The organism is Microbacterium sp. AISO3 (genome assembly GCF_002204305.1).
Taxonomy (GTDB): Bacteria; Actinomycetota; Actinomycetes; order Actinomycetales; family Microbacteriaceae; genus Microbacterium; species Microbacterium arborescens.
The window spans coordinates 21,106-44,416 of record NZ_NHRF01000004.1; the positions used below are offsets into that span (position 1 = coordinate 21,106).

At 69.0% G+C, this 23,311-nt stretch carries 21 protein-coding genes and 1 tRNA gene; 13 read left to right on the plus strand and 9 right to left on the minus strand.

What is annotated here, in order from left to right:
- Window positions 1–73: 73 nt before the first annotated feature.
- Window positions 74–700, minus strand: a complete 627-nt coding sequence (locus CBF90_RS07430; RefSeq protein WP_088380282.1) for a TetR family transcriptional regulator — start codon at window positions 698–700, stop codon at window positions 74–76.
- 95 nt (window positions 701–795) lie between these two features.
- Here CBF90_RS07430 and CBF90_RS07435 point away from each other — a divergent pair, with 95 nt between their 5' ends.
- From CBF90_RS07435 to CBF90_RS07455, 5 genes are all read left to right on the plus strand, one after another.
- A complete protein-coding gene (locus CBF90_RS07435; RefSeq protein WP_197690570.1) occupies window positions 796–1,725 on the plus strand; it encodes an ABC transporter ATP-binding protein in 930 nt (309 codons plus the stop codon).
- Window positions 1,715–2,494 carry an ABC transporter permease gene (locus tag CBF90_RS07440; RefSeq protein WP_088380283.1) on the plus strand — a complete coding sequence of 260 codons (780 nt, stop codon included), beginning with the start codon at window positions 1,715–1,717 and terminating at the stop codon, window positions 2,492–2,494. The genes CBF90_RS07435 and CBF90_RS07440 overlap by 11 nt, the downstream gene beginning before the upstream one ends.
- Window positions 2,495–3,188: 694 nt before the next feature.
- Complete coding sequence (locus tag CBF90_RS07445) at window positions 3,189–3,800, plus strand: TetR/AcrR family transcriptional regulator (RefSeq protein WP_088380284.1); 612 nt, start codon at window positions 3,189–3,191, stop codon at window positions 3,798–3,800.
- Window positions 3,790–5,223 (plus strand): MFS transporter, encoded by a 1,434-nt coding sequence (locus CBF90_RS07450; RefSeq protein ID WP_064956696.1) that lies wholly within the window; start codon window positions 3,790–3,792, stop codon window positions 5,221–5,223. The genes CBF90_RS07445 and CBF90_RS07450 overlap by 11 nt, the downstream gene beginning before the upstream one ends.
- Window position 5,224: 1 nt before the next feature.
- Window positions 5,225–6,418: a M20 family metallopeptidase gene (locus CBF90_RS07455; RefSeq protein ID WP_088380285.1), complete on the plus strand. Its 1,194-nt coding sequence runs from the start codon at window positions 5,225–5,227 to the stop codon at window positions 6,416–6,418.
- Between the two features lie 53 nt (window positions 6,419–6,471).
- Here the strand turns inward: CBF90_RS07455 and CBF90_RS07460 are convergent, their stop codons facing one another.
- A complete protein-coding gene (locus CBF90_RS07460; RefSeq protein WP_088380286.1) occupies window positions 6,472–7,413 on the minus strand; it encodes a LysR family transcriptional regulator in 942 nt (313 codons plus the stop codon).
- Between the two features lie 118 nt (window positions 7,414–7,531).
- Between CBF90_RS07460 and CBF90_RS07465 the strand changes: the two genes are divergently transcribed.
- The 5 genes from CBF90_RS07465 (at window position 7,532) to CBF90_RS07485 (ending at window position 11,625) form a co-directional block, all read left to right on the plus strand.
- Window positions 7,532–8,569 (plus strand): putative oxygenase MesX, encoded by a 1,038-nt coding sequence (locus CBF90_RS07465; RefSeq protein WP_088380383.1) that lies wholly within the window; start codon window positions 7,532–7,534, stop codon window positions 8,567–8,569.
- Window positions 8,570–8,600: 31 nt separating this feature from the next.
- Complete coding sequence (locus tag CBF90_RS07470) at window positions 8,601–9,653, plus strand: methionine synthase (protein ID WP_088380287.1); 1,053 nt, start codon at window positions 8,601–8,603, stop codon at window positions 9,651–9,653.
- Between the two features lie 78 nt (window positions 9,654–9,731).
- Window positions 9,732–10,565 (plus strand): formate/nitrite transporter family protein, encoded by an 834-nt coding sequence (locus CBF90_RS07475; protein ID WP_088380288.1) that lies wholly within the window; start codon window positions 9,732–9,734, stop codon window positions 10,563–10,565.
- A gap of 108 nt (window positions 10,566–10,673) precedes the next feature.
- Window positions 10,674–10,755, plus strand: a tRNA-Leu gene (locus tag CBF90_RS07480).
- Between the two features lie 51 nt (window positions 10,756–10,806).
- On the plus strand, window positions 10,807–11,625 hold the full coding sequence (locus CBF90_RS07485; RefSeq protein ID WP_023951153.1) for a DedA family protein: 819 nt from the start codon (window positions 10,807–10,809) through the stop codon (window positions 11,623–11,625).
- Here the strand turns inward: CBF90_RS07485 and CBF90_RS07490 are convergent, their stop codons facing one another.
- Entirely contained in the window at window positions 11,626–12,606 is a 981-nt protein-coding gene (locus tag CBF90_RS07490; protein ID WP_088380289.1) for a Ku protein, read from the minus strand.
- A 61-nt stretch (window positions 12,607–12,667) separates the two neighbouring features.
- Between CBF90_RS07490 and CBF90_RS07495 the strand changes: the two genes are divergently transcribed.
- Window positions 12,668–15,151 (plus strand): ATP-dependent DNA ligase, encoded by a 2,484-nt coding sequence (locus CBF90_RS07495; protein WP_088380290.1) that lies wholly within the window; start codon window positions 12,668–12,670, stop codon window positions 15,149–15,151.
- A gap of 125 nt (window positions 15,152–15,276) precedes the next feature.
- Here the strand turns inward: CBF90_RS07495 and rdgB are convergent, their stop codons facing one another.
- From rdgB to murI, 3 genes are read right to left on the minus strand one after another with little or no spacing between them, the layout of a single operon-like run.
- Window positions 15,277–15,870 carry an RdgB/HAM1 family non-canonical purine NTP pyrophosphatase gene (rdgB, locus tag CBF90_RS07500; RefSeq protein ID WP_088380291.1) on the minus strand — a complete coding sequence of 198 codons (594 nt, stop codon included), beginning with the start codon at window positions 15,868–15,870 and terminating at the stop codon, window positions 15,277–15,279.
- Window positions 15,867–16,598 (minus strand): ribonuclease PH, encoded by a 732-nt coding sequence (gene rph, locus CBF90_RS07505; RefSeq protein ID WP_088380292.1) that lies wholly within the window; start codon window positions 16,596–16,598, stop codon window positions 15,867–15,869. Before rph ends, rdgB begins: the two co-directional genes overlap by 4 nt.
- 32 nt (window positions 16,599–16,630) lie before the next feature.
- On the minus strand, window positions 16,631–17,467 hold the full coding sequence (murI, locus tag CBF90_RS07510) for a glutamate racemase (protein WP_036304919.1): 837 nt from the start codon (window positions 17,465–17,467) through the stop codon (window positions 16,631–16,633).
- An 80-nt stretch (window positions 17,468–17,547) separates the two neighbouring features.
- On the opposite strand from murI, the gene CBF90_RS07515 reads away from it, so the two are divergent.
- The gene (locus tag CBF90_RS07515; protein WP_071918218.1) at window positions 17,548–18,870 is read left to right on the plus strand and encodes a nicotinate phosphoribosyltransferase; all 1,323 of its coding nucleotides are present in this window, start codon (window positions 17,548–17,550) and stop codon (window positions 18,868–18,870) included.
- Window positions 18,871–18,975: 105 nt separating this feature from the next.
- Here the strand turns inward: CBF90_RS07515 and CBF90_RS07520 are convergent, their stop codons facing one another.
- Genes CBF90_RS07520 through CBF90_RS18915 form a run of 3 tightly spaced genes read right to left on the minus strand, consistent with a single transcriptional unit; the run spans window position 18,976 to window position 22,408 of the window.
- Complete coding sequence (locus tag CBF90_RS07520; RefSeq protein WP_023951164.1) at window positions 18,976–19,242, minus strand: DUF3039 domain-containing protein; 267 nt, start codon at window positions 19,240–19,242, stop codon at window positions 18,976–18,978.
- A gap of 23 nt (window positions 19,243–19,265) precedes the next feature.
- A complete protein-coding gene (locus tag CBF90_RS07525) occupies window positions 19,266–20,801 on the minus strand; it encodes a hypothetical protein (RefSeq protein ID WP_088380293.1) in 1,536 nt (511 codons plus the stop codon).
- The gene (locus tag CBF90_RS18915; RefSeq protein WP_306460400.1) at window positions 20,777–22,408 is read right to left on the minus strand and encodes an ABC transporter ATP-binding protein; all 1,632 of its coding nucleotides are present in this window, start codon (window positions 22,406–22,408) and stop codon (window positions 20,777–20,779) included. The genes CBF90_RS07525 and CBF90_RS18915 overlap by 25 nt, the downstream gene beginning before the upstream one ends.
- A gap of 206 nt (window positions 22,409–22,614) precedes the next feature.
- Here CBF90_RS18915 and CBF90_RS07535 point away from each other — a divergent pair, with 206 nt between their 5' ends.
- Window positions 22,615–23,307, plus strand: a complete 693-nt coding sequence (locus CBF90_RS07535; protein WP_083990674.1) for an NTP transferase domain-containing protein — start codon at window positions 22,615–22,617, stop codon at window positions 23,305–23,307.
- The last annotated feature ends 4 nt before the right edge of the window (window positions 23,308–23,311 follow it).

Sequence of the window (23,311 nt, forward strand, 5' to 3'; positions counted from 1 at the left end):
GCTATCTCGTCAGCCCGTCGTGACTTTCCACAGGGCCGGCTTGACTACGTAACCTGGCGACGGCGAGCGAGCGCTACTCTTTCTGATCCCGGACCTCGTGAAGCGTCCGCGCGAGCGACAGCACTGCCGTCCTGTACAGCTCGGGTCTCACGTTCTCCGGGTCGAAAAGGGCCAGCGCAGACAAGCCCAGGTCGATGGCCGTCAGGATGCGGAACTGATCCGCAGGAGCTATTCGCGCGAACCTGCTATCGGCCGGGATCGGAGACGCATCGGCCGGGATGTCGTCTGGCGGCGATATGAACTCGAGGAACCCCGCCGTCAGTCGGTCATCCCGCAGCGCATATGGGATGAAGTCGAAGACCAACCGCGCGTAGCTGGCGCGATCGCCGCTTCTCGCCGTGCGAATCCAGATATCGCACCACGCTTCGAGTCGTTCATCGTCATTCGTCGCCCGATCGAGCGTGGCACGAAATTCCTGTGCCTCCGGCGAGAGCGCCTGGCGGTATCGGATGACCTCCAGGATCAGTTGACCCTTGTCGCGGAAGTTGGAGTAGACCGCCCCCTTCGTCAGTCCGGCTTCCAGCGCCACGTCGTCGAGAGAGGCGCCTGCGACGCCGCGCGCGGCGAAGATCCGCTCTGCCGCCTCGAGCAACAGCGTCCTGTTCCGCTGCCGCCGCTCATCGCGGGTCGTCCGTGTCATGCGTCGAATCCTAGAGCAGCGCGATCAGCCGCCTTCGATACCGTCGACCCGTTGATCCGGATTTCAAATACTGTCAGTATCTGAATATGAGACGCATGGCAGCTGGCACCGACGCCCTCTCGCTGGAGCAGATCACCAAGATCTACAAGCGAGGGGGTACCGCGGCGAATCAGGCCGTCAGTCTGACCTTCCGTCCGGGTGAGCTCGTCGCGCTGGTCGGTCACAACGGGGCAGGGAAGACCACGCTGCTCAACCAGATCATCGGGGCGGTGAAACCCACCTCCGGCGACATCCGGTACGGAGCAACCTCGCTCATTGCGTCACCGGACATCGCTCGCCGGGTCGCGTCGATGATGCCGCAGATGCACGCTCCGCTGACCGGCGTGACACCGTGGCAGGCGATAACGTCGATCGCCCGATTGAGGGGCCTCTCTGGATCAGATGCGAAGACCGCCGCGCTCGGCTTGATCGATTCGCTCGACATCGAGCCCTGGAAGAACACCGGCGGCGAGAAGCTCTCGGGCGGCCTGCGTAGACTGACGTCCTTCGCGATGGCTGTGATCGCGCCCCCACCCGTGCTGTTGATCGATGAGCCCACAAACGACGTCGACCCGATCCGGCGCCCGCTGATCTGGCGGCATCTGCGCCGGCTCGCCGATGACGGACATACCGTCGTGGTGGTCACGCACAACCTGGTCGAAGTCCAGCGCGCCGCCGACCGGTACGTGTTGCTCCAGAACGGCACGGTCCTCGTCGACAGCACGCCGAGCCAACTGCGTCAACAGGCGCGCACCGCCACCCTCAGCGTTTCTCTCCGTCCTGGCGCGGACGCCACGACGGCTCCCCCGGTCGCAGCGCACATGGTCGACGACGACGGGCAGCTCACACTCGACCTGGAACCGGCGCAGATCCCCGCCGCAATCGAATGGGTTCTCCACCTGGTCGATACCGGCACCGCTGACACCTATGCGCTCGCGCCGGCATCGCTCGAAACCCTCTACGAAGGAATCACCCATGGCCGTTGACGTTCTCACGACCCCGACGATCACCGCGCCGCGCCGGCGCGCGTGGCTCGGTAGCTGGTGGGGTCTCGTCCGGTGGAGCCTGACTCGACACAAATACCTCTTGCCGGCGTTCACCGTGGTGCAAGCCCTATTCGCCATCGCGATCGTTTACGGCCTCGCGCTGATGATCCCGAACATCGGCGCCGAGGCGGCCCGATATCTCTCCTCGGGCGCCTGGACGCTGGGAATCATTGCCGTCGGGTGCGTGCTCGCCCCGCAGATCATGAGCACCTCGAAGCAGGAGGGCCTGCTCGACTATCAGAGAACCCTTCCGGTTCCGCGCTCCGCGATCCTCCTCGCTGACGCCGTCGTCTGGAGCTTCGCCGCGTTGCCCGGGATCGCGGTCGGAATGCTCGCCGCGTTCCTGCGCTTCGGGCTCGACATCCACATCGACCTGCTCGCCGTGGCCGCGATCCTCTCTGCGCAATTCACCGCGGTGAGCATCGGCTATGCGATCGCGCTCTGGTTGCCGCTGGGTGCCACGTCTCTCGTGACGCAGGTCATCATGATCGGAGGCTTGCTGTTCTCACCGATCACCTACCCCGCCGAGCGCCTTCCCGAGTGGGCCGTCACACTCCACCAGTTCCTTCCGTTCGCGCCGATGGCAGACATCATCCGCGAAGCGACCTTCTGGACCGGCGAGAGCCAGGTGGTGAACATCATCGTCGTGGCCGCGTGGGCGACGGCGGCATACTCAGCGGCCTATCTCGCGCTCCGCAGGAGAAAGTGACAGCCGCAGCCGCCGCTTGGTGAGCGTCAGCCTGCGGTCGACCCCGTGTCCGCGCCCAGGCGTGCATTGAGCACTGGGCATCCTGGGCGGATCCTGTCCCGGCGTTCGGCCCCCGGTGAGGATCTCCACCTCCTTCTCCGCCAGCTCACTCCTTTCAAGCCAGCCGGAGTCACCGATCTCTCGGCGGCACGCCAAGGCCACGCTCGGCACTTTCCGCCTCCTGCTGCCGCCGGACCGCCCGATTCAGGGCCCCGGTACCCACGGAGACGCTTGCCACGACAAAGGCGAGGCCGAGAAGGAGCAAAAGATACGAAGCACTCGGTGGCGTTAAGAGCATCGCCAGCGCCAGGAGAAGCAGCAGCGTGGCCGATGTCAGCACCCACGGATAGAGCGCCTGAAGACCGGCTCGCCAGGCGGCGTCGGACTCATCCGCTCAAGGCCGCCGCCTTCCGTTGATGGACGCCGTCTCGTATCTACCGCGTATTCCGAGGGTGCTGGCGATGACGACAGCCAACGCCCATGCCACCAGCAGGCCCGCGGTGATGATCTGCATCCCGCCGCACCTCCAGCTCGGACGCAAAGGGAGAGTCCCAGCAGAGTAGACGACCGCGATAGGACGCGGCCGCCGAGGCCCGCCGGAATCGTGAACAATCCGTAACACTAACGAAACACACCGTTTCGTATCGTTGTGGCCATGACGTCGCAGACCGAGAAGCCGGGCCGACCCACCGACGAGGATCTGACCCGCCGCATCCTCGTCACCGCCGCCGACCTCCTCGGCGCGCACGGGTATCAGCAGCTCAGCGTCGAACGGGTCGCCAAGGCCGTCGGCTGCGGGAAGACGGCGATCTACCGCCGCTACTCCGATAAGGGAGCGCTCGTCGCCGCCTTGTTGCGGTCGCAGGTCGCGGTCGGCGCCATGCCCGACCACGACGACGTGCGCGCCGACCTGCTCGAGCACGCACGTCAGAACCAGCGCAACCAAGAGCTCTCGCCGGAACAGAGCAACGGGCTCCGCGCGATGTTCGAGCCCGAGGTCTTCCCGCTGCTGTGGGACACCTTCTTCCAGCACCGTCGCCAACAGGGCATCGAGATCATCGATCGCGCCATCGCCCGGGGCGAGCTTCCCGAGGACGTCGACCACGACATCCTCCTCGACACGATCGCCGGGCTCACCCTGTACCGGCAGTCCGTCAAGCGCATCCACATCGATGAGCGCCACTACGTCGACATCATCGACGCCCTCGTGACACACCCTCCCCGTCGACTGCCCGACGCCGATGAACAGGTTCCCGATGCCTCCTGAATCCCCGCCCCTCACCCAGTCCCTGCCGAAGGTCAGCGTCCGCGCCGTCGTCGGCTTCCTCGTCTTCTGCGAGCTCGCCAGCGGCTTCGTCCAGGGGTTCTACGCCCCGCTCCTCGGCGAGATCGCCGGCCATCTTCGCGTATCCGATGCCGACATCACGTGGTTCCTGACCGTTCAGACGCTGGCGGCTGCCGTCTGCGTGCCACTCCTGTCGAAGCTGGGCGACATCTTCGGGCACCGGCGGATGCTGCGCATCGCTGTCGTCGCGGTGCTGATCGGCACCCTCGTCACGGCGTTCCTGCCGAGCTACCCGATCGTGCTCGCCGCGCGGATCCTCGTCGGCCCGCTCGCCGTCTGGCTGCCGCTCGAGATCGCGCTCGTCCACAACCGCATCAAGGGCGAGACGGCTCGTACCTCCATCGGTCTGCTCGTGTCGTGCCTGACCGGTGGCGCGATCCTCGGGACGCTCGCTGCCGGCCTGTTCTCTGCGGTGCTGCCGAGCCTCACCCTCACCCTTCTCGTGCCGGTCGTCTTCGTCGCGGTCAGCGCTTACGCGGTGTTCTTCAAGGTGCCCGAATCGACCACCCGCACGGCGGCGAAGGTCGACGTGCTCGGCTTCGTCGGCATCGGCCTCGCCATGGTCCTCCTGCTGTTCGGGCTGCGCCTCGCCTCGACGTCCGGCTTCGCGTCGCCCGCGACGATCGCGACTCTCGCCGCAGCGCTCGTCGTCTTCGCGGTCTGGGTCGTGTGGGAGCTGCGGACGACGTCGCCTGCGATCGACCTCCGTCTCGTCGTCTCTCCCGGGCTCGGGCCCGTCTACCTCACGGCCTTCCTCTTCGGCATGGTGATGTTCGGCGCGCAGTCGCCGACGACGACATTCCTCACCGCCGATCCCGCGCAGACGGGCTACGGATTCGCCGCGTCGGCCAGCACCGCCTCCGCCGTCACCGCGGTGGTCACGATCCTCGCCACCCTCGGGGCGGCCACATTCGCACCGCTGGCCCGGCGGGTCGGCATCCGAGCCGTCTTGATCGCGGGGGCGCTCGCGGCAGCATCCGGTTCGCTCGTCCAGATCGCGTTCCACGACCACCTCTGGCAGATCTTCGTGGTCTCGGCGATCAACGGCATCGGGATGGGTCTGCTGCTCGGCGCTCTGCCCGCGCTCGTCGCAGAGCTCGCTCCCACCGATTCGACGGGCATCGCAGCGGGCGTCTACAACTCGCTCCGCACGCTCGGCGGCTCGACCGCCGGCGCCGTGTTCGCCGTCGTGCTCGCGGGCTTCACGACCACGGGCGCATTGCACTCGTCGATCCAGGGCTACATCACGATCTGGGGAGTCTGCGCCGCGGCGTTCCTCATCGCCGCCGTCGCCCTCGCCACCATGCGCATGCCGCGCTCCGTCACCCCGGCAACGAAAGGCTGACATGACCACCCCCGATTTCACCGCCGATGCGGCCGCGATCGTTCCCGATCTCGTCGCCCTGCGCCGCGCGCTCCACGCCGACCCCGAGCTCGGGCTCGACCTGCCCCGCACACAGCAGCGCGTGCTCGACTCCCTCGAGGGGCTGCCGCTCGAGATCACGACGGGAACGGCGACGACGTCGATCGTCGCCGTCCTCCGCGGCGCGCTGCCCGGCCCGGCCGTGCTGCTGCGCGGCGACATGGACGCGTTGCCGATCGACGAGGCGACGGGACTCGACTACGCCGCGACGAACGGCACCATGCATGCGTGCGGCCACGACCTGCACACCGCGGGACTCGTGGGCGCCGCGAAGCTGCTCTCTGCTCGCCGCGACGAACTGCACGGGTCGGTCGTCTTCATGTTCCAGCCCGGCGAGGAGGGCCACGGCGGCGCCAAGATCATGCTCGACGAGGGGCTCCTGGATGCCGCGGGCGAGCGCCCCGTCGCCGCCTATGCGATCCACGTCGCACCGGGGCCACGGGGCATGTTCGCGACGAGGACGGGCGCCGTGGCAGCCGGCTCGAACCAGCTATTCATCACGGTCAACGGTCGCGGCGGGCACGGCTCGCAGCCGCATCAGACGCTCGATCCGGTGCCGGCCGCCGCCGAGATCGTGCTCGCGCTCCAGAGCTTCGTGACGCGCAGCTTCGACGCCTTCGACCCCGTGGTGCTGTCGGTCACCCGCCTGTCGACGGGAGACGGGGCCGTCAACGTGATCCCCGAGAAGGTCGAGATCGCCGCGACCGTGCGGAACATGTCGCCGACGTCGCTGGCGATCCTGCAGAGCGGACTGCCGCGGGTCGTCGACGGCGTCGCCTCGGCGCACGGTCTCACCGCCGACACCCGCTTCGAGACCATGTACCCCGTGACCGTGAACGACGTCGCCGAGACCGAGGCGACCCTCGCCGAGCTTCGCCGGACATTCGGCGAGCAGCGCGTCATGGTGCTGCCCTCCCCGATGATGGGCTCCGAGGACTTCGCGTTCGTCCTGGCGGAAGTGCCCGGGACCTTCATCGCGCTCCTGACGTCACCCGAGGGAACCGATCTGAGCACCGTCGAGTGGAATCACTCCCCTCGCGTGGTGTTCGACGATTCGGTGCTGGGCGACCAGGCCGCGGCGTTGGCATCGGTCGCCTTCGCGCGCACGTCACGGTAGCCGACGAGTCGTCGCCGCACCCAGCTCGTGCGGCCTGCGGCGACGACTCCGGCTCAGCCGAGCAGCTCGATGCCGAACCCCGCGACGACGGCGCGGACTTCCTCGAGATAGCGCTGCGCCTGCTCGGTGAGCGGGACGGCCGTGCGGCCGATCCACCCGATCTCGATGCGTTCGTCGACATCGAGCGGCACGGCGACGATCTCAGGATCCAGGTCATCGCTGATGATGCCCGTCGAGATCGTGTAGCCGTCGAGGCCGATCATGAGGTTGAAGATCGTCGCGCGATCCGACACCCGGATCTCCTGCTTGCTCGAGAGCGTCGAGAGGATCTCCTCGGCGAAGTAGAACGAGTTGTTCGCGCCCTGGTCGAAGGTCAGGCGCGGCAGGTCGGCGAGATCGTCGAGGGTCGCGCGGGCACGAGCCGCGAGCGGGTTCCGGCGCGAGACGAAGATGTGCGGTTCGGCAACGAACAACGGGTGGAACGCGAGCCCCGAATCCCGCAGCAGCTTGTCGATCACGTTCCGGTTGAAGTCGTTGCGGAAGAGGATGCCCAGCTCGCTTCGCAGCGTCCGGACGTCCTCGATGATGTCCCACGTCCGGGTCTCGCGCAGCGAGAACTCGTATTCGGGCGCCCCGGTGCTCCTGACCATCCGAACGAACGCGTCGACGGCGAACGAGTAGTGCTGCGTCGAGACGCCGAGCAGCCGCCGCGACGGCGGCCGCCCGAGGTAGCGCTGCTCGAGCAGCTCGGCCTGCTCGACGACCTGACGGGCGTACCCCAGGAACTCCACGCCGTCGGTGGTCAGGGTCACGCCTCGGGCCGACCGGACCAGCAGATCACGGCCGACCCGCGCCTCGAGATCCTTCATCGCCGCAGACATCGTGGGCTGCGCGACGTAGAGCAGATCGGATGCCGCCGAGATCGAGCCCTCGGCGGCGACCTCGATGAAGTAGTGCAGCTGCTGCAGGGTGATCCCGCTTCGACGCACGGCCATAGCCCCAGACTATGGCACTGGATAGCGAGCGGGAATTACCCGATGACTACCGCCAGAGCGCACGATGGAGCCGACATCTTCCGCACGGCTCTCCGGAGCTCCGCTTGATTGGCTGATCATGGCGAACGACTTCACGTTCCGCATCTCGACGACGCGTTTCGACGAGGACTACACCCCCTCCGACTCGTCGCGCATCACCACGAACTTCGCCAACCTCGCCCGCGGCGAGCGCCGCCGGGAGAACCTCCGCGGCGCGCTCGCGATGATCGACGCTCGACTCAACGACCTCGCCCGCACCGGCAACCCGGAGGGCGACCGGTACACCGCCGAGCTCGACATCGTCTCGGCGCACCTGCGGTTCGACGACGACACCGACTCCGATACCGACGGCGCATCGACGGATGCCCCCGCCGACCGCGAGTTCCCGCTGCTCGAGGTGCTCGACATCCACATCGTCGACCGGCAGACCGGCGAGCGCCACCACGGCATCGTCGGCAACAATTTCTCGTCGTACCTCCGCGACTACGACTTCAGCATCCTGTTGCCGTCCGCGCAGCAGACGCCCGGCGCGTTCACGGTGCCGGATGGGTTCGGCGACCTGCACGGCAAGCTCTTCCAGCACTTCCTCGATTCCGACGCCTACCGCGAGCGGTTCCCCCAATCCCCCGTCGTGTGCATCAGCGTGTCGACGAGCCGGACCTACCGGCGCAACGGCAACCGGCACCCGGTCCTCGGCGTCGAGTACGAGCAGGACTCGTTCTCTCTGACGGACGAGTACTTCGCGAAGATGGGGCTGCAGGTGCGGTACTTCATGCCGCGCGGAAGCGTCGCGCCGCTGGCGTTCTACCACCGCGGCGACCTGCTCGCCGACTACACCGATCTGCAGCTGATCGGCACGATCAGCACGATGGAGACGTTCCAGAAGATCTACCGGCCCGAGATCTACAACGCCACCGAGCCCGCCGGCGAGGTCTACCGGCCCACCCTCGAGAGCGACGACTTCGTGCGGACGGACATCACCTACGACCGGGTCGAGCGCAGCCAGCTCGCCACGACGCAGGGCAGGTACGCCGAGGAGCACTTCGTCACCCCGCACCGCCAGGTCCTCAGTCGCTGGGCCGCCCGCTACGCCGCCCCGAGCGCGCTCACCCGCTGACCCGCTGACCCGCTCACCCGAAGGACGATCCGTGTCGCACACCCTTCTGCCCACCTCGACCGTCGGCAGTCTGCCCAAGCCGTCGTGGCTCGCCAAACCCGAGGTGCTGTGGTCACCGTGGGAACTGACCGGCGACACGCTGACGGAAGGCAGACGAGACGCCCTGCGCGTCGCGGTGCACGAGCAGGAGCGCCGCGGACTCGACATCATCAGCGACGGAGAACAGACGCGCCAGCACTTCGTCACGACCTTCATCGAGCACCTCGACGGCGTCGACTTCGAACGGCGCGAGACCGTGCGCATCCGCGATCGATACGACGCGAGCGTGCCCACCGTCGTCGGCGCCGTCAGCCGCCGGCGGCCCGTTTTCGTCGATGACGCGGCCTTCCTCCGGCAGCAGACCGACAGCCCCATCAAGTGGGCGCTCCCGGGACCGATGACCATGATCGACACGCTGGCCGATCGTCACTATCGGAGCCGCGAGAAGCTCGCGTGGGAGTTCGCGACGATCCTCAACCAGGAGGCCCGCGAGCTCGAGGCCGCCGGTGTCGACATCATCCAGTTCGACGAGCCCGCGTTCAACGTGTTCTTCAACGAGATGAAGGACTGGGGTATCGCCGCACTCGAACGAGCCGCCGAGGGCCTGCGCGCCGAGACGGTGGTGCACATCTGCTACGGCTACGGCATCGCGGCGAACAACGAGTGGAAGGCGACGCTCGGTCCGGAGTGGCGGCAGTACGAGGAGTCGTTCCCGCTTCTCCAGCGCTCGAGCATCGACGTCATCTCGCTCGAGAGCCACCACTCGCACGTTCCGGTGGAGCTGATCGAGCTCATCCGAGGCAAGAAGGTGATGCTCGGCGCCATCGACGTCGCCAGCCACGAGATCGAGACGCCGGACGAGGTCGCCGAGACCCTCCGCCGTGCCCTCGAGTTCGTCGACGCTGACCAGCTCATCCCGAGCACCAACTGCGGCATGGCACCGCTGCCCCGCGCCGTGGCGAACGACAAGATCAGCGCCCTGGTGGCCGGGGCCGCCATCGTCCGAGCCGAGGTCTCCGAGCCGAGCGCGCTCGCCGCGCGCTGACCCGGGTTATCCCCGGCCCGCCGCCCCCTTTCGGCCCGCGCATCGAGCGCACACTGGCGGCGGAAGGACGGTGATCCCGTGCTCACGATCCCCGAGGCGCTCGCCGCACAAGCCGAGAACGGCCGCCACAAGACGGACGGGCTGCGCTCGCCCGCTCGCTTCACGGTGTCGGGCATGCTCGCCGGCGCTTACATCGGCGTCGGGGTCGTGCTCATGGTCACGGCAGCCGGGCCCCTCTTCGCGGCGGGCTCGGGCTGGGGCAAGCTCGTGTCGGGACTGGTGTTCGGGGTCGCCCTGACGATCGTCGTCATCGCGGGCGGCGAGCTCGTGACCTCCTCGATGATGACGGTCCCCCAGGCGACGCTCATGAGGGCCGTGCCGGCGGGGCGCGCCGCCGGGGCGGTCCTGTGGACGTTCGGCGCCAACCTCGTCGGATCGGTCGTGTTCGGAGCGCTGATCGTCGCGTCGGGGGTGCTGCACAGCAACGCCGCGGCCGGCACGATGATCTCCGACATGCTCGCCGCGAAGGCACACGAGTCGCCGGTCGAGCTGTTCGTCCGCGGCATCCTGTGCAATGTGCTCGTCTGCATCGCGATCTGGATGACGGTGCGGCTGCGCAGCGAGACCGCCCGCATCCTGGTCGTCTTCGCGGCGATCCTCGCGTTCATCACCTCCGGCTTCGAGCACGTCGTGGCGAACATGACCACGTTCACGATCGGCCTGCTCTCCGGCGACCCGTCGGCGACCCTGGGCGGCTTCGCCCTCAATCTGGTGCTCGTGGGCGCCGGGAACCTCGTCGGCGGCGGCCTCGTCGTCGGCACCGGATACTGGTTCGTCGGCGGCTCCCCGCGGATCGCTGAGGCCCCCGCGAACATCCCGGGCTCAGGGCGCGAGAGCTCGGTCGCGCGATAGGTGCGATGGGGCGGCCATGCGTGCGCCGTGACCGCCACATCATCTCGGCGGATTCGGGGGTTATCCGGACGATTCTGGCTATCCCGCCCGCCTAGACTGAACCCGTCAGCGGGAGTGGTGGAATTGGCAGACACGCAGGATTTAGGTTCCTGTGCCTCACGGCGTGTGGGTTCAAGTCCCACCTTCCGCACGGATCGGGCGTTCGCCCGTCCTCGCGTCATCCTCTCCCGACGGGAAACTCGTGCATCAGATCGCCCTCATCCCCTGGCTCGACCCCGCCACCATCATCAGCGCGGCAGGCCCCTGGGCTCTGCTCGTGGTGTGCTTCATCATCTTCGCCGAGACCGGACTGCTCGTCGGCTTCCTGCTTCCCGGCGACACGCTGCTGATCATGGCGGGCCTGCTGTCGAACCCGGTCACGCACGCACCCCACGGGGTCTTCGGGATCAACGTCTGGATCGTCGGTCTCCTGATCGGATTCTCGGCCTTCCTCGGCGGTGAGGTGGGCTATGTGATCGGCCGCAAGGGCGGCCCCGCCGTCTTCGAGCGCAAGGAATCGGGCCTGTTCAGTCGCCGCAACGTCGAGCGCACGAACGCGTTCTTCGAGCGATACGGCGGCGTCACCGTGATCCTCGCCCGCTTCGTCCCCATCGTCCGCACGTTCGCGCCCGTCGCCGCCGGTGTCGGCAAGATGCCGTGGCATCGGTACTCGCTCTACAACCTCATCGGGGCCGTCATCTGGGGCTTCGGCCTGACCGTGATCGGCTACCTCGTGAGCCTCATTCCGGGCGTCGGCGAGTTCGTCGCGAAGTACATCGACGTCATCCTGCTCGCGGCCGTCGTCGGCACCGTCTTCTTCATCGTGTGGCACTACTTCGCCGAGAAGCGGAAGGCGAAGAAGGAGATGGCCGCCGGACCCGACGAGTACACCGACTCCGAAGAGGCGCGCGAGCTCGTGCTCGACCCGGAGGTCTTCCGTGAGCACGGCCACCCGCACGTGCACCGCCCCGGGGCGCCGGCGGCTGAGCCCGACGGCGGTCACGAACCGCCGCGGAGCTGATCAGGAGGCTTTCGCGCTCTTCTTCGCGGGAGTCTTCTTCGCGGCCGTCTTCTTCTTAGCGGGCGCTTTCTTCGCGGGCGACTTCTCGTCGGCATCCGGCTTCGCCGCCGCACTCTTCCCGGCGCTCTTCTTCGCGGGCGTCTCGGTGTCGCCGTCTCCGGCATCGTCGCTGGATGTCTTCGAGCCGCCGCCCCGCGCGGCGCGACTGCGTTCGACACTCGCCCGCAGCGCCTCCATCAGGTCGATGACCTCGCCGCCCTCCTTCTCGGCCTTCTCACCGAAGGTCTCGGAGGTGTCGAGAGCGTCGCCCTTCTCGAGCTTGGCGTCGATGAGGGTCCGCAGCTCCTCCTGATACTCGTCCGTGAACGCCTCGGGGTCGAAGTCGCTCGAGAAGCTCTCGACGAGGGATGCCGACATCTCGAGCTCCTTCGCCGAGATGCGCACCGACTCATCGAGGGCCGGGAACGCCGCCTCACGGACCTCGTCGGCCCACAGCAGCGTCTGCAGCACGAGGACATCGCCCCGCACGCGCAGCGCCGCGAGCCGCGTCTTCTGTCGCAGGGAGAACCGCACGATCGCGGTCCGATCCGTCTGCTCCAGGGTCTTGCGGAGCAGGACGTACGACTTGGGCGACGACGAGTCGGGCTCGAGGTAGTACGCCTTGTCGAGCGTCAGCAGATCGATCTGGTCGCTCGGCACGAACTCGACGACGTCGATCTCGCGGCTCCGCTCGGAGGGCAACGACGCCAGATCCTCCTTCGTGAGCACGACGGTCTGCTCGCCGTCGTCGTAGGCGCGATCGATATCGGCGTAGGGCACGACCTCACCGTCGATCTCGCAGATGCGCTGGTAGCGGATGCGCCCGCCGTCGGCGTTGTGCACCTGGTGCAGGGGCACGTCGTGGTCCTCGGTCGCCGAGTAGACCTTCACCGGCACATTGACGAGCCCGAAGGTGAGGGCGCCTTTCCAGATCGATCTCATGCACGAAGTACACACCGCAACCCCTCGGCGACGCCAGCGGGTGGCGCAATAACCTGTCGGCATGGCAGGAGAGCAGACGGTCCGGGTCGACGGCCGACGTCTGCGGCTGTCGAACCTCGACAAGGTGCTGTACCCCAGAACGGGCACCACCAAGGGCGAGGTGATCGACTACTTCTCGCGCATCGCGCCCCTGATGCTCCCCCACCTCGACCGGCGCCCGGTGACGCGCAAACGCTGGCCCGAGGGCGTCGAACAGCCCGATTTCTTCGCGAAAGCCCTCGAGCCCGGCGCTCCCTCATGGCTCCCCCGCATGCCGATCGACCATTCCAGCGGATCGAAGGACTACCCCCTCGTCGAAGAGGTGGCCTCGCTCGTCTACCTCGCGCAGGTCGCGAGCCTCGAACTGCACGTCCCGCAGTGGCGCTTCACCGACGCCGGCGAGCGCGGCTCTCCCGACCGGCTCGTCCTCGACCTCGATCCGGGCCCCGGTGTCGGGCTGGCCGAGTGCGCCGAGGTGGCGCGGTGGGTGCGCAGCATCCTCTCGGACATGGGAATGGAGTTGTTTCCCGTCACGAGCGGAAGCAAGGGCATCCATCTGTACGCTCCGCTCGCCGGCGCGAAGACGAGCGATGAGGCCTCGGCGTTCGCGAAAGAGCTCGCCCGCGCTCTCGAGGCCGACCACCCCGACCTCGTCATCAGTCAGATGACCCGGAGCGCCCGCACCGGCAAGGTCTTCCTCGACTGGAGCCAGAACAACGGTTCGAAGACCACCATCGCGCCCTATTCGCTGCGCGGCCGCGATGAGCCGACCGTCGCTGCACCGCGAACGTGGGACGAGCTCGACGATCCGGACCTCCGCCACCTCCGCTTCGACGAGATGCTCGAGCGCGCAGACGACGTCGGCGACCTGCTCGCGGCGCTCGCACCCCGGCGAACGGCACCGCTGGCGCCGTACCTCGCGAAGCGGTCCGCGGACCGCACGCCCGAGCCCATGCCCGACGCCGTGTCGGGTGCTGCGGCGGGCGTTGCGGGTACCGCACCAGCGGGCAAGCCCCGCTTCGTCGTGCAGGAGCACCATGCCCGGCGGCTGCACTACGACCTGCGCCTGGAGCGGGACGGAGTGCTGGTCAGCTGGGCTGTGCCCCGCGGCATCCCCGAGACGACCGACCGCAACCATCTCGCCGTGATGACCGAGCCGCATCCGCTGGAGTACCTGACCTTCCACGGCGAGATCCCCGTCGGCGAGTACGGTGCGGGCACCATGACGATCTGGGACACCGGCGTCTACGACCTCGAGAAGTGGCGCGAGGACGAGATCATCTTCACCCTCCGGGGCACCACCGGCGGAACCGCGCACGACGCGCGCCTCGTGCTCATCCGCACCGGCGGGTCGGGCGAGAAGTCGCAGTGGCTCCTGCACCGGATGAAGACCGAGGCTCCGGGGTCGGCCCCCTCCGCACCCGCGGGGTCTGCGCGGCCGGAGGCATCCGCGCCGCCGGCGCCGTCCGCGCGGCCGCCGGCATCTGCTCATCCCGACGCCGAGACGGGCGCATCGACGATCGCGGCGGGACCGGTGTCGCCCATGCTGGCCGTCTCATCGTCGCGCGGAGCCGCCCGCGCGACGGCGGAACGCTGGGGGCCGTGGGTCGAGTTCAAGTGGGATGGCGTCCGGGCGATCGCGTACTGGGACGGCGAGCGGATGCGGTTGCACGCCCGCAGCGGCACCGACATCACGGCCCGCTACCCCGAGCTCACGGGCGAGGATGCGGATCTGGGACTCGGCGAGACCCCCCTGGTGCTCGACGGAGAGATCGTCGCGCTCAACGGGGCGGGACGCCCGAGCTTCCCGCTCCTGCAGAACCGGATGCACCTCACGAAGGCCCGCGACATCGCGCGGGAGCGCGACCGCACGCCCGCCGATCTCTTCGTGTTCGATATGCTGCGGCACGGCGACCGCGACGTCACGACCCTGCCGTTGCGCGAGCGCCGACGACTGCTCGAGTCCGCGACGGCGCACGCAAAACCGCCGCTCACGGTGCCGCCCGTCACCGACGACCTCGACGCCGCGCTGACCGTGGCTCGGGAGCTCGATCTCGAGGGTGCCGTCGTGAAAGATCCGTCATCCCGTTACCGCCCCGGCGTCCGATCGGAGGAATGGCTCAAGGTCAAGCTCACCCGCACGCAGGACGTCGTCGTCGGGGCGATCAGGCCGGGCAAGGGTGCACGCCGCGGCAGCATCGGGTCGCTGCTGCTGGGCATCCCCGACGACGACGGCGCTCTGCACTACGCCGGGCGCGTCGGATCGGGGTTCTCCGATGCCGAACTCGCGCGGCTTACCGCCGCCCTCGAGCCTCTCCGCTCGGGCGAGAACCCGTTCGTGGGCATCCCCGCAGCCGACGCCTCCGACGCCCGGTGGGTTCGACCCGAGCTCGTCGGCGAGGTCGAGTTCGCCGAGTTCACGCCGGGTGGCATCCTGCGCCACGCTCGCTGGCGGGGCCTGCGGCCGGACCGGACCCCCGGCGACGTCCGCCGAGAGGAGAGCTAGGTTCGCCGGTCGGGGTTGTGCCGTCGGGGTGTGCCGACGACAGGCTGAACCGCTGCACTCGGCCGCGGCGTGCGGGGTGCGTCGGCGACCGGCCCGCGCGGCGCGGTGGGCCTGCCGGACGAAGGTCAGAGCGAGCGCAGCAGCTCGGTGAGCGCGACGAAGGCTCGCGCGCGGTGCGACGCGGCGTTCTTCTCCGCTGCCGACCACTCCGCGACGGTGCGAGCCGGCTCCGGCTGCCCGTCGGGCACGAACACCGGGTCGTATCCGAAACCGCCCTCGCCGGCCGCCTCGGTCGCCAGCCGGCCCGGCCAGACGCCCTCGACGACATGTTCGGTCTCACCGTCGACGAGCGCGATCACCGAGACGAACTGAGCCGTGCGACGCGGATCGGCGATGTCGGAGAGCTGATCGAGCAGCAGGGCCGTGTTGGCGGCGGCATCCTTCTGGTGACCGGCCCAGTACGCCGAGAAGGCACCCGGGGCTCCCCCAAGCGCGTCGACGCAGATCCCCGAGTCGTCGGCGAGGGCCGGGAGCCCCGTGTGCGCCGCGGCAGCCCGGGCCTTGATGAGCGCGTTCTCCGTGAAGGTGACGCCGTCCTCGACCGGTTCCGGCCCGTCGTACCCGATGACCTCCAGGTCGGGGCGGACCGCCGCGACGATCGCGTGGAACTCCTCGACCTTGTGGGGGTTGTGGGTCGCCAGGACGATGCGGCCGGTCATGCCAGCGTCGCCGTCTGGATGTCGCGCAGCTGCGCGCACCCGTTCACGCCGAGCTCGAGCAGCGCATCGAGCTCGCGCTTGTCGAAGGGAGCGCCCTCAGCGGTGCCCTGCACCTCGACGAAGAGCCCGCGGCCGGTGACGACGACGTTCATGTCGGTCTCGGCCCGCACGTCCTCGACGTAGGCGAGGTCGAGCATCGGCGTTCCGTCGATGATCCCGACCGACACCGCCGACACGGAGTCCACCAGCGGCGCCGAGCGCTGCGCGATGAACTTCTGCGACCGCCCCCACTCGATGGCGTCGGCCAGGGCGACGTAGGCCCCGGTGATCGCGGCGGTGCGGGTGCCGCCGTCGGCCTGCAGCACGTCGCAGTCGATGACGATCGTGTTCTCGCCCAGCGCCTTCGTGTCGACGACGGCCCGCAGTGCGCGGCCGATCAGTCGCGAGATCTCGTGCGTCCGTCCGCCGACCTTGCCCTTGACCGATTCGCGGTCGTTGCGGCTGTTGGTCGCTCGCGGCAGCATGGCGTACTCCGCCGTGACCCATCCCTTGCCCTTGCCGGTCAGCCAGCGCGGGACGCCGTTGGTGAACGAGGCGGTGCAGAGCACCTTCGTGCCCCCGAAGCTCACGAGAGCCGATCCTTCGGCGTGTGCGCTCCAGCCGCGCTCGATCGTCACGGTGCGGAGCTGGTCGGCAGTGCGCCCGTCGGCGCGCAGGGAATCGGTCATGAAGGTGTCTCCGATCGGACGGCGGATGGGGGTCAGGATGCGGGCGGGGCGAGCTTGGGCAGCACGATCGCCCCCGTCTGGACCATGCGCACCGAGGGCACGCCCCGGCCCATGAGCCGGTCTGCGAGGTCCAGGAAGTCGTCGCCGGAGTCGCCCGTGGCCTCGTAGACGTGACGGGGCACCGCCGAATCGTGCGCGAGCAGGCCCCGGGAGACGAGCTGACGGTACACGTCCTTCGCCGTCTCGGAGTCGCTCGAGACGAGCGCGACGTCGGGGCCCATGACGTAACTGATCGCGCCCTCGAGGAACGGGTAGTGGGTGCAGCCGAGCACGAGGGTGTCGACCCCCGCTTCGCGCAGCGGCGCGAGATAGTCCTCGGCGACGGCGAGCACCTCGGGCGACTGCGTGATGCCCGCCTCGACGAACTCCACGAAGCGGGGGCAGGATGCCGCGAAGACCTCCAGCCGCTCGTTGACCTCGAGCATGTCCTGGTAGGCGCGGGAGGCGATGGTGCCGACTGTCCCGATCACGCCGATGCGCCCGTTGCGGGTGGTGGAGATCGCTGCCCGCACGGCGGGGTTGATGACCTCGACCACCGGCACGTCGTAACGCTCACGCGCGTCGCGGAGCAAGGCGGCGGAAGCGGTGTTGCACGCGATGACGAGCATCTTCACGCCCTCGTCGACGAGGGTGTCGAGCACCTCGAGCCCATAGCGCCGAACGTCGGCTATGGGCTTCGGACCGTACGGCGAGTGCGCGGTGTCACCGATGTACAGCAGAGACTCCCGCGGCAGCAGCTGCGAGATCGCCCGCGCCACCGTGAGCCCCCCGACACCCGAGTCGAAGATTCCGATGGGCGCGTCGTTCACGATCATCGAGCCTACCTGGCCTCGCCGCCGCGGCATCCCGTGTCGTCGGTGCGCAATGCAGCGTCGCTACAGTGGCAGTCATGGCCTCCAGCGCTCTGCTCACCGACCGTTACGAGATCACGATGCTGCAGGCGGCCCTGCGCGACGGCACGGCCGATCGACGCTGCGTGTTCGAGGTCTTCGCGCGGCGGCTCCCGGGCGGGCGGCGGTTCGGCGTCGTCGCCGGCACCGGACGACTGCTCGAGGAGATCGAGCGCTTCCGCTTCGGCGACGAGGAGCTGACGTTCCTGCGCGAGCACGCGGGTCTCGATGAGACCACCCTCGCGTGGCTCGCCGACTATCGCTTCACCGGCACCATCACCGGATACCGCGAGGGCGAGCTCTACTTCCCCGGTTCACCGGTCCTGACCGTCGAGGGGACCTTCGCCGAGGCGGTCGTCCTCGAGACCCTCGTGCTCAGCATCCTCAACTACGACTCCGCCGTCGCCACGGCGGCGGCGCGCATGGCGATCGCCGCCGGGGACCGCCCTCTCGCCGAGATGGGGTCGCGCCGTGCGCACGAACGCAGCGCGGTCGCGGCCGCTCGGGCAGCCCACATCGCCGGCTTCGGGGCCACGAGCAACCTCGAGGCGGGTCGCACGTGGGGCATTCCGACCATGGGCACCGCGGCACACGCCTGGACGCTGCTGCACGACAGCGAGGAGGCTGCCTTCCGCAGCCAGATCGACGCGCTCGGCGCCGACACGACGCTCCTGATCGACACCTACGACATCACCGAGGGCGTCGCAACGGCCATCCGGGTCGCGGGCACCGGACTCGGCGGCGTGCGGATCGACTCGGGCGACCTCCCGACCGTCGCAGCGGACGTCCGAGCGCAGCTCGACGAGCTCGGCGCCCACGCCACGCGCATCACCGTCACGAGCGACCTCGACGAGTACGCGATCGCGGCCCTGGCGGCATCCCCCGTGGACGCCTACGGGGTGGGAACGTCGCTCGTCACCGGCTCGGGCACTCCGACCGCCGGCATGGTCTACAAGCTCGTGGCGCGTCAGAACGACGACGGGTCCTGGCTCTCGGTCGCGAAGGCCTCGGCGGACAAGGTGTCGCACGGCGGACGCAAGACGGCGTTCCGAGCGCTCGACAACGGCACGGCTCTTGAAGAGATCGTCGTCGTATCCGACGGGTTCGAGCCCCTCGACACTCCCGCCGAGCATCCCGATGCCCGCGCACTGCAGACGGTGTTGTTCGCCGACGGCCGGGCCGTCGTGGATTGGGTCGGTGCCGCCGGCGTTCGGGCCGCCCGAGCCCACCACGCGAGCGTCATCGAGGAGATGCCGGTTCGCGCTCTGGCACTGAGCCGCTCCGAGCCCGCCATCCCGACGATCTACCGCGACGCGGACTGAGACGAATCCCCGCTTCGCCGAAAACGCACCGCCCCGCTCAGAACGCACCCATGACGGTGCACTCTCGGCGGGGCGGTGCGTTTTCGCGAGTTCAGCAGCGACGCGTCAGCGCGTCATCGACTCGTAGATCTCCTTGCAGGTCGGGCAGACCGGGAACTTCTCGGGGTCGCGACCGGGCGTCCACTTCTTGCCGCACAGCGCGCGCACGGGCTTACCGGTGATCGCGGACTCGAGGATCTTGTCCTTCTTGACGTAGTGCGAGAACCGCTCGTGGTCGCCCGGCTCGATCGTCTCCTCGCGGATGAGCTCTTCGAGCTCACGGTCGAGGGTCGCGAGACCGCCCTGGTCGGGAGAATCGAGAGGAGTGCTCATGCGGGAATTCTATCGGCGAACGGTCAGGTCGTCTCGGCGAATGCCATCAGCCGGTCCCCGCGCCGGTCGAACAGCAGACCGCCGATGAGGATGCCGGCCACGAGCACGACGAGCCCGACCCCGACTCCGGTGCCGAGAGCCCACCACTGCGCGTGCGATTCGCCCAGCAGAAACCGCCACGACCACCACAGCGCCGGTGCTGCCGCGAGCAGCGCCCCCACCAGAACCGCTCCCTGAGCGAGCCCGCCGCCGGTGCGCTGCGGCTGCTGGAAGGGGCTGTCACCGTGTCGTGCGACCGCGTAGGGCGCGAGCACGGACGAGACCGACGAGAGACCGAGACCGCCGAGGAGCAGCGCGGAACAGACTCCGACCATGACCGGCAGGACGCCCCAATCACCGTGGATGCCGATGCCGACGGGGATCGCGATGGCGAGCAGCGGCAACGCCACGAGAAGCAGCGGCACCAGTCGACCGACACGGTCGGACGCACCGCGCACCGCGCTCGAGATGTGCAGCCAGACGGCCGAACCGTCGTACGCGAGGTCGTTGTGGACGACCCAGCCGAGCAGGAGCGCGATGAGCGGCGCGGGGATCAGCGCGGCGATCTCGTGCGGCACGCCCACGATGACGAGCGGTACGACCGCGACGACAGACGCCACCGGGATGATCGCGATGTCGACGAGGTAACGGGGATCGCGCAGCCAGTAGACGAGAGAGCGCGCCGCGACGGCGCCCCCGGGCGTTCCGGGGGTCACGGTGAACCAGCCGAGCCCGCGGCGCTCGCGCACGGAAACGGGCCGCTCGGTGTGGGTGAGCATCCGCCGCACGATCAGGATCCATGCCACGGCCAACGCCGCCGCCGTGAGGACCGCGACGATGACGACGGTCGGCCGGGGGTCGAGCGGGAGAACCCAAGCCGCCCCGATGGGGGTGACCGCGAGCGTCCCCACGGCCGCGAGCAGCGGGCCGGGGACGCCGTCGTCCCAGTTGAGCGAGGCCAGGAAGACCGCGACCGGAATCGCGACCACGCCGATGCCGAGCAGCAGCAGGGTCGTGAGCTCCCGCGATCGACGCTCCGCGAGCACGAGAGCGGCTACTCCGAGCGCGACCCGCGCGAGGAGGAGCTGAGTGACGACGATCAGCGCCGCGCCGAAGACGGCGGCCACCGGGTCGACGCCGTGGGCGATCCAGGTGAGCGCGACAGCGACCGACACGACGATCACAGCCGCCGACGGCAGACTCAGCGGACTTGCCGCAGCCGTCGACGCGGCGACGAGCCGCCAGTCACGACCCGTCACGATGAAGGCACGCGGATCGAGCGGATCGCGAACGGGCGTGACCAGCGGCACGAGGGCGAAGCATGCCGAGACGGCCGCACCGCCGACGGCGAGCACCACGAGAGCGCTGGCGTAGGGCGCATCCTGCAGACGCAGGAGCGCGAGGACGATCGCGCCGACGAGAACCACGGTCGCTGCGAGCGCTGCGAGCGCGCGGGCACGGTGGAACCGCAGTGCCCCGACGAGGACGTCGAACCTCAGTCGGAGAACGTGTGCAACCATTCGAGGCCCTCCACCGCGCTCGTCCCGCCGGCAAGTTCGAGGAACCGCTGTTCGAGCGTGCGTCCGTCACGTACCTCGTCGACGGTGCCCGCAGCCAGGATGCGGCCGCCCACGAGGACCGCGACGCCGGAGCAGGCGCGCTGGACGAGCTCCATCCCATGACTCGACAGGATGACGGTGCCGCCGTGATCGACGTACTTCTGCAGGATGTCGAGGATGACGGCGCTCGACACCGGATCCACCGACTCGAAGGGCTCGTCCAGGACGAGCAGTCGCGGCGCGTGGATCATCGCGCCTGCGAGCATGACCTTCTTCGTCATGCCGGCCGAGTAGTCCGAGACGCTCCGTCCGAGTGCGTCGGTCAGATCGAACGCCGCAGCCAGGTCGGCGATGCGGTTCTCGACGACGGCGGGCTTCAGTCCGCGCAGGACCCCGTAGTAGTAGAGGAGCTGGCGGCCGGAGAGACGGTCGAAGGTGCGCAGCCGGTCGGGGAGAACGCCCATCTGCCGCTTCGCCCCGGCCGGGTCGCGACGGATATCGATCCCCGCGATCTCGACCGCTCCCTCATCGGGGCGGAGAAGGCCCGCGATCATCGAGAGCGTCGTCGTCTTTCCCGCGCCGTTGGGACCGACGAGCCCGTAGAAGGATCCTGCGGGGATCTCGAGGTCGATGCGATCGACCGCGCGTGCCTCACCGTAGGCCTTCGTGACGCTCCGCAGGCGCAACGCCGGGGCGCTCGGGGCGACGTCCTCGGAATCGTGCGCCGAGGTGACGCCGCTTGCAGCCACCGTCGCGATGACGACCTCTTCGGAGGGCTCGGCGTCATCGTCGGAAGCGGCCGCCTCGGGCTCCGGTTCCCCTCCCTCGTTCGGAGCCACGACGCCCTCCGGCTCCGGGTCCGGCTCAGGCTCAAGCTCCGGGTCCGGCTCCGGGTCCGGGTCCGGCTCCGGCTCCGGCTCCGGGTCCGGCTCAGGCTCCGGCTCCGGCTCCGGCTCAGGCTCAGGCTCCGGCTCCGGCTCAGGCTCAGGCTCAGGCTCAGGCTCAGGCTCAGGCTCAGCGTCGGGCTCCGGTTCGGGTGCGACGTCCGCGGAAGCCACGGCTTCCGCAACGGCATCCTCATCGGGTGCGGTCTGGGTGGCACCATCCGCAGACGTCTCGCCGGCGGACTCACCGGCCGAGGCCGCCTCCGACGGGGTCGCATCGGCTGCGACGGCCTCGTCGACCGCCTCGGGAACGATCTCCACGGCCTTCGGGCCCGCGTCCTCCGCAGACGCCACGAACGACGCCGCCGCCACGGCGGCGGGAATCTCCGGCTTCGGCGGTGTCGCCCCCGCCTCCGGCGCCGCGTCCGTGGAGCGCGGCTTCCGCGGGGCCTTCTTCGCGCCAGTCGAGCCCGATGCACGCGGCTTGCGTGGCTTCGTCGTCCGGGGAGAGCCCTTCTTGGTCGCCGTCGTGGCTCGCTCGGACGAGCCCGCGGAGGGTGCTGCCGCAACCGCGAGCTCGGCGGCCGCGACCTCCGCGGGGATGTCGGGCAGAGGCGGCGCGGACGTACCGACAGGCGACGCGCCACGCTGTTCGTGCTGAGGGGTGGCTGAGTCGTCTGTCACGCCTCAAACCTATCAAGCGGGCCGTCTGCGCCGAGGCTCCGCGTCATGGGGGAACACCGAGAATCGCGCTACCAGCAAGGTCACGAAAGCGCAACGGCTGCGGGTGTTCGGGCGACCTCCCAGATCGGGTCGCTAGCATGAAAAACGCTGTCCCGGGGTGTCGCTCCGGTGAATGCTGATCTAACTCGTAACTTCAGGAGATACTCGTGGCCCTTCAGATCGTGATCCTCGCCGCAGGGATGGGCTCCCGCCTGGGCCGCTCTCTCCCCAAGCCGCTCACCGAGCTGAACGACGGCCGCAGCATCATGCAGCAGCAGCACGACAACATCCGCGCGGCGTTCGGCGACGATGCCCGGATCACCACCGTGGTCGGCTACCGCGCCGAGACGATCGTCGACGCTTTCCCGGACGTCGACTACGTCTACAACGCCCGCTATGACGAGACGAACACGTCGCAGAGCCTGCTGCGCGCGCTCAAGGCGTCGGGGCGCGGAGGCGTCCTGTGGATGAACGGCGACGTCGTCTTCGACCCGCGTGTCCTCGGCCGTGCCGTCGCGCTCATCGAGCGCGACCAGTCGTTCGTGACAGTCAACACCGCGAAGGTCAGCGACGAGGAAGTGAAGTACACCGTCGGTGCCGACGGCTTCATCGCCGAGCTCTCCAAGACCGTCCGCGGCGGCATCGGCGAGGCGGTCGGCATCAACTACATCTCCTCGCGCGACAAGAAGGCGCTCATCGCGCAGCTCGGCCGCGTCGACGACCAGGACTACTTCGAGCGCGGTCTCGAGCTCGCCGTCGCCGAGAACGGCCTCCGGCTCGAGCCGATGGACATATCCGACCTGTACGCCGTCGAGGTCGACTTCGCCGAGGACCTCGAGCGCGCGAACCTGTACGTCTGACGGC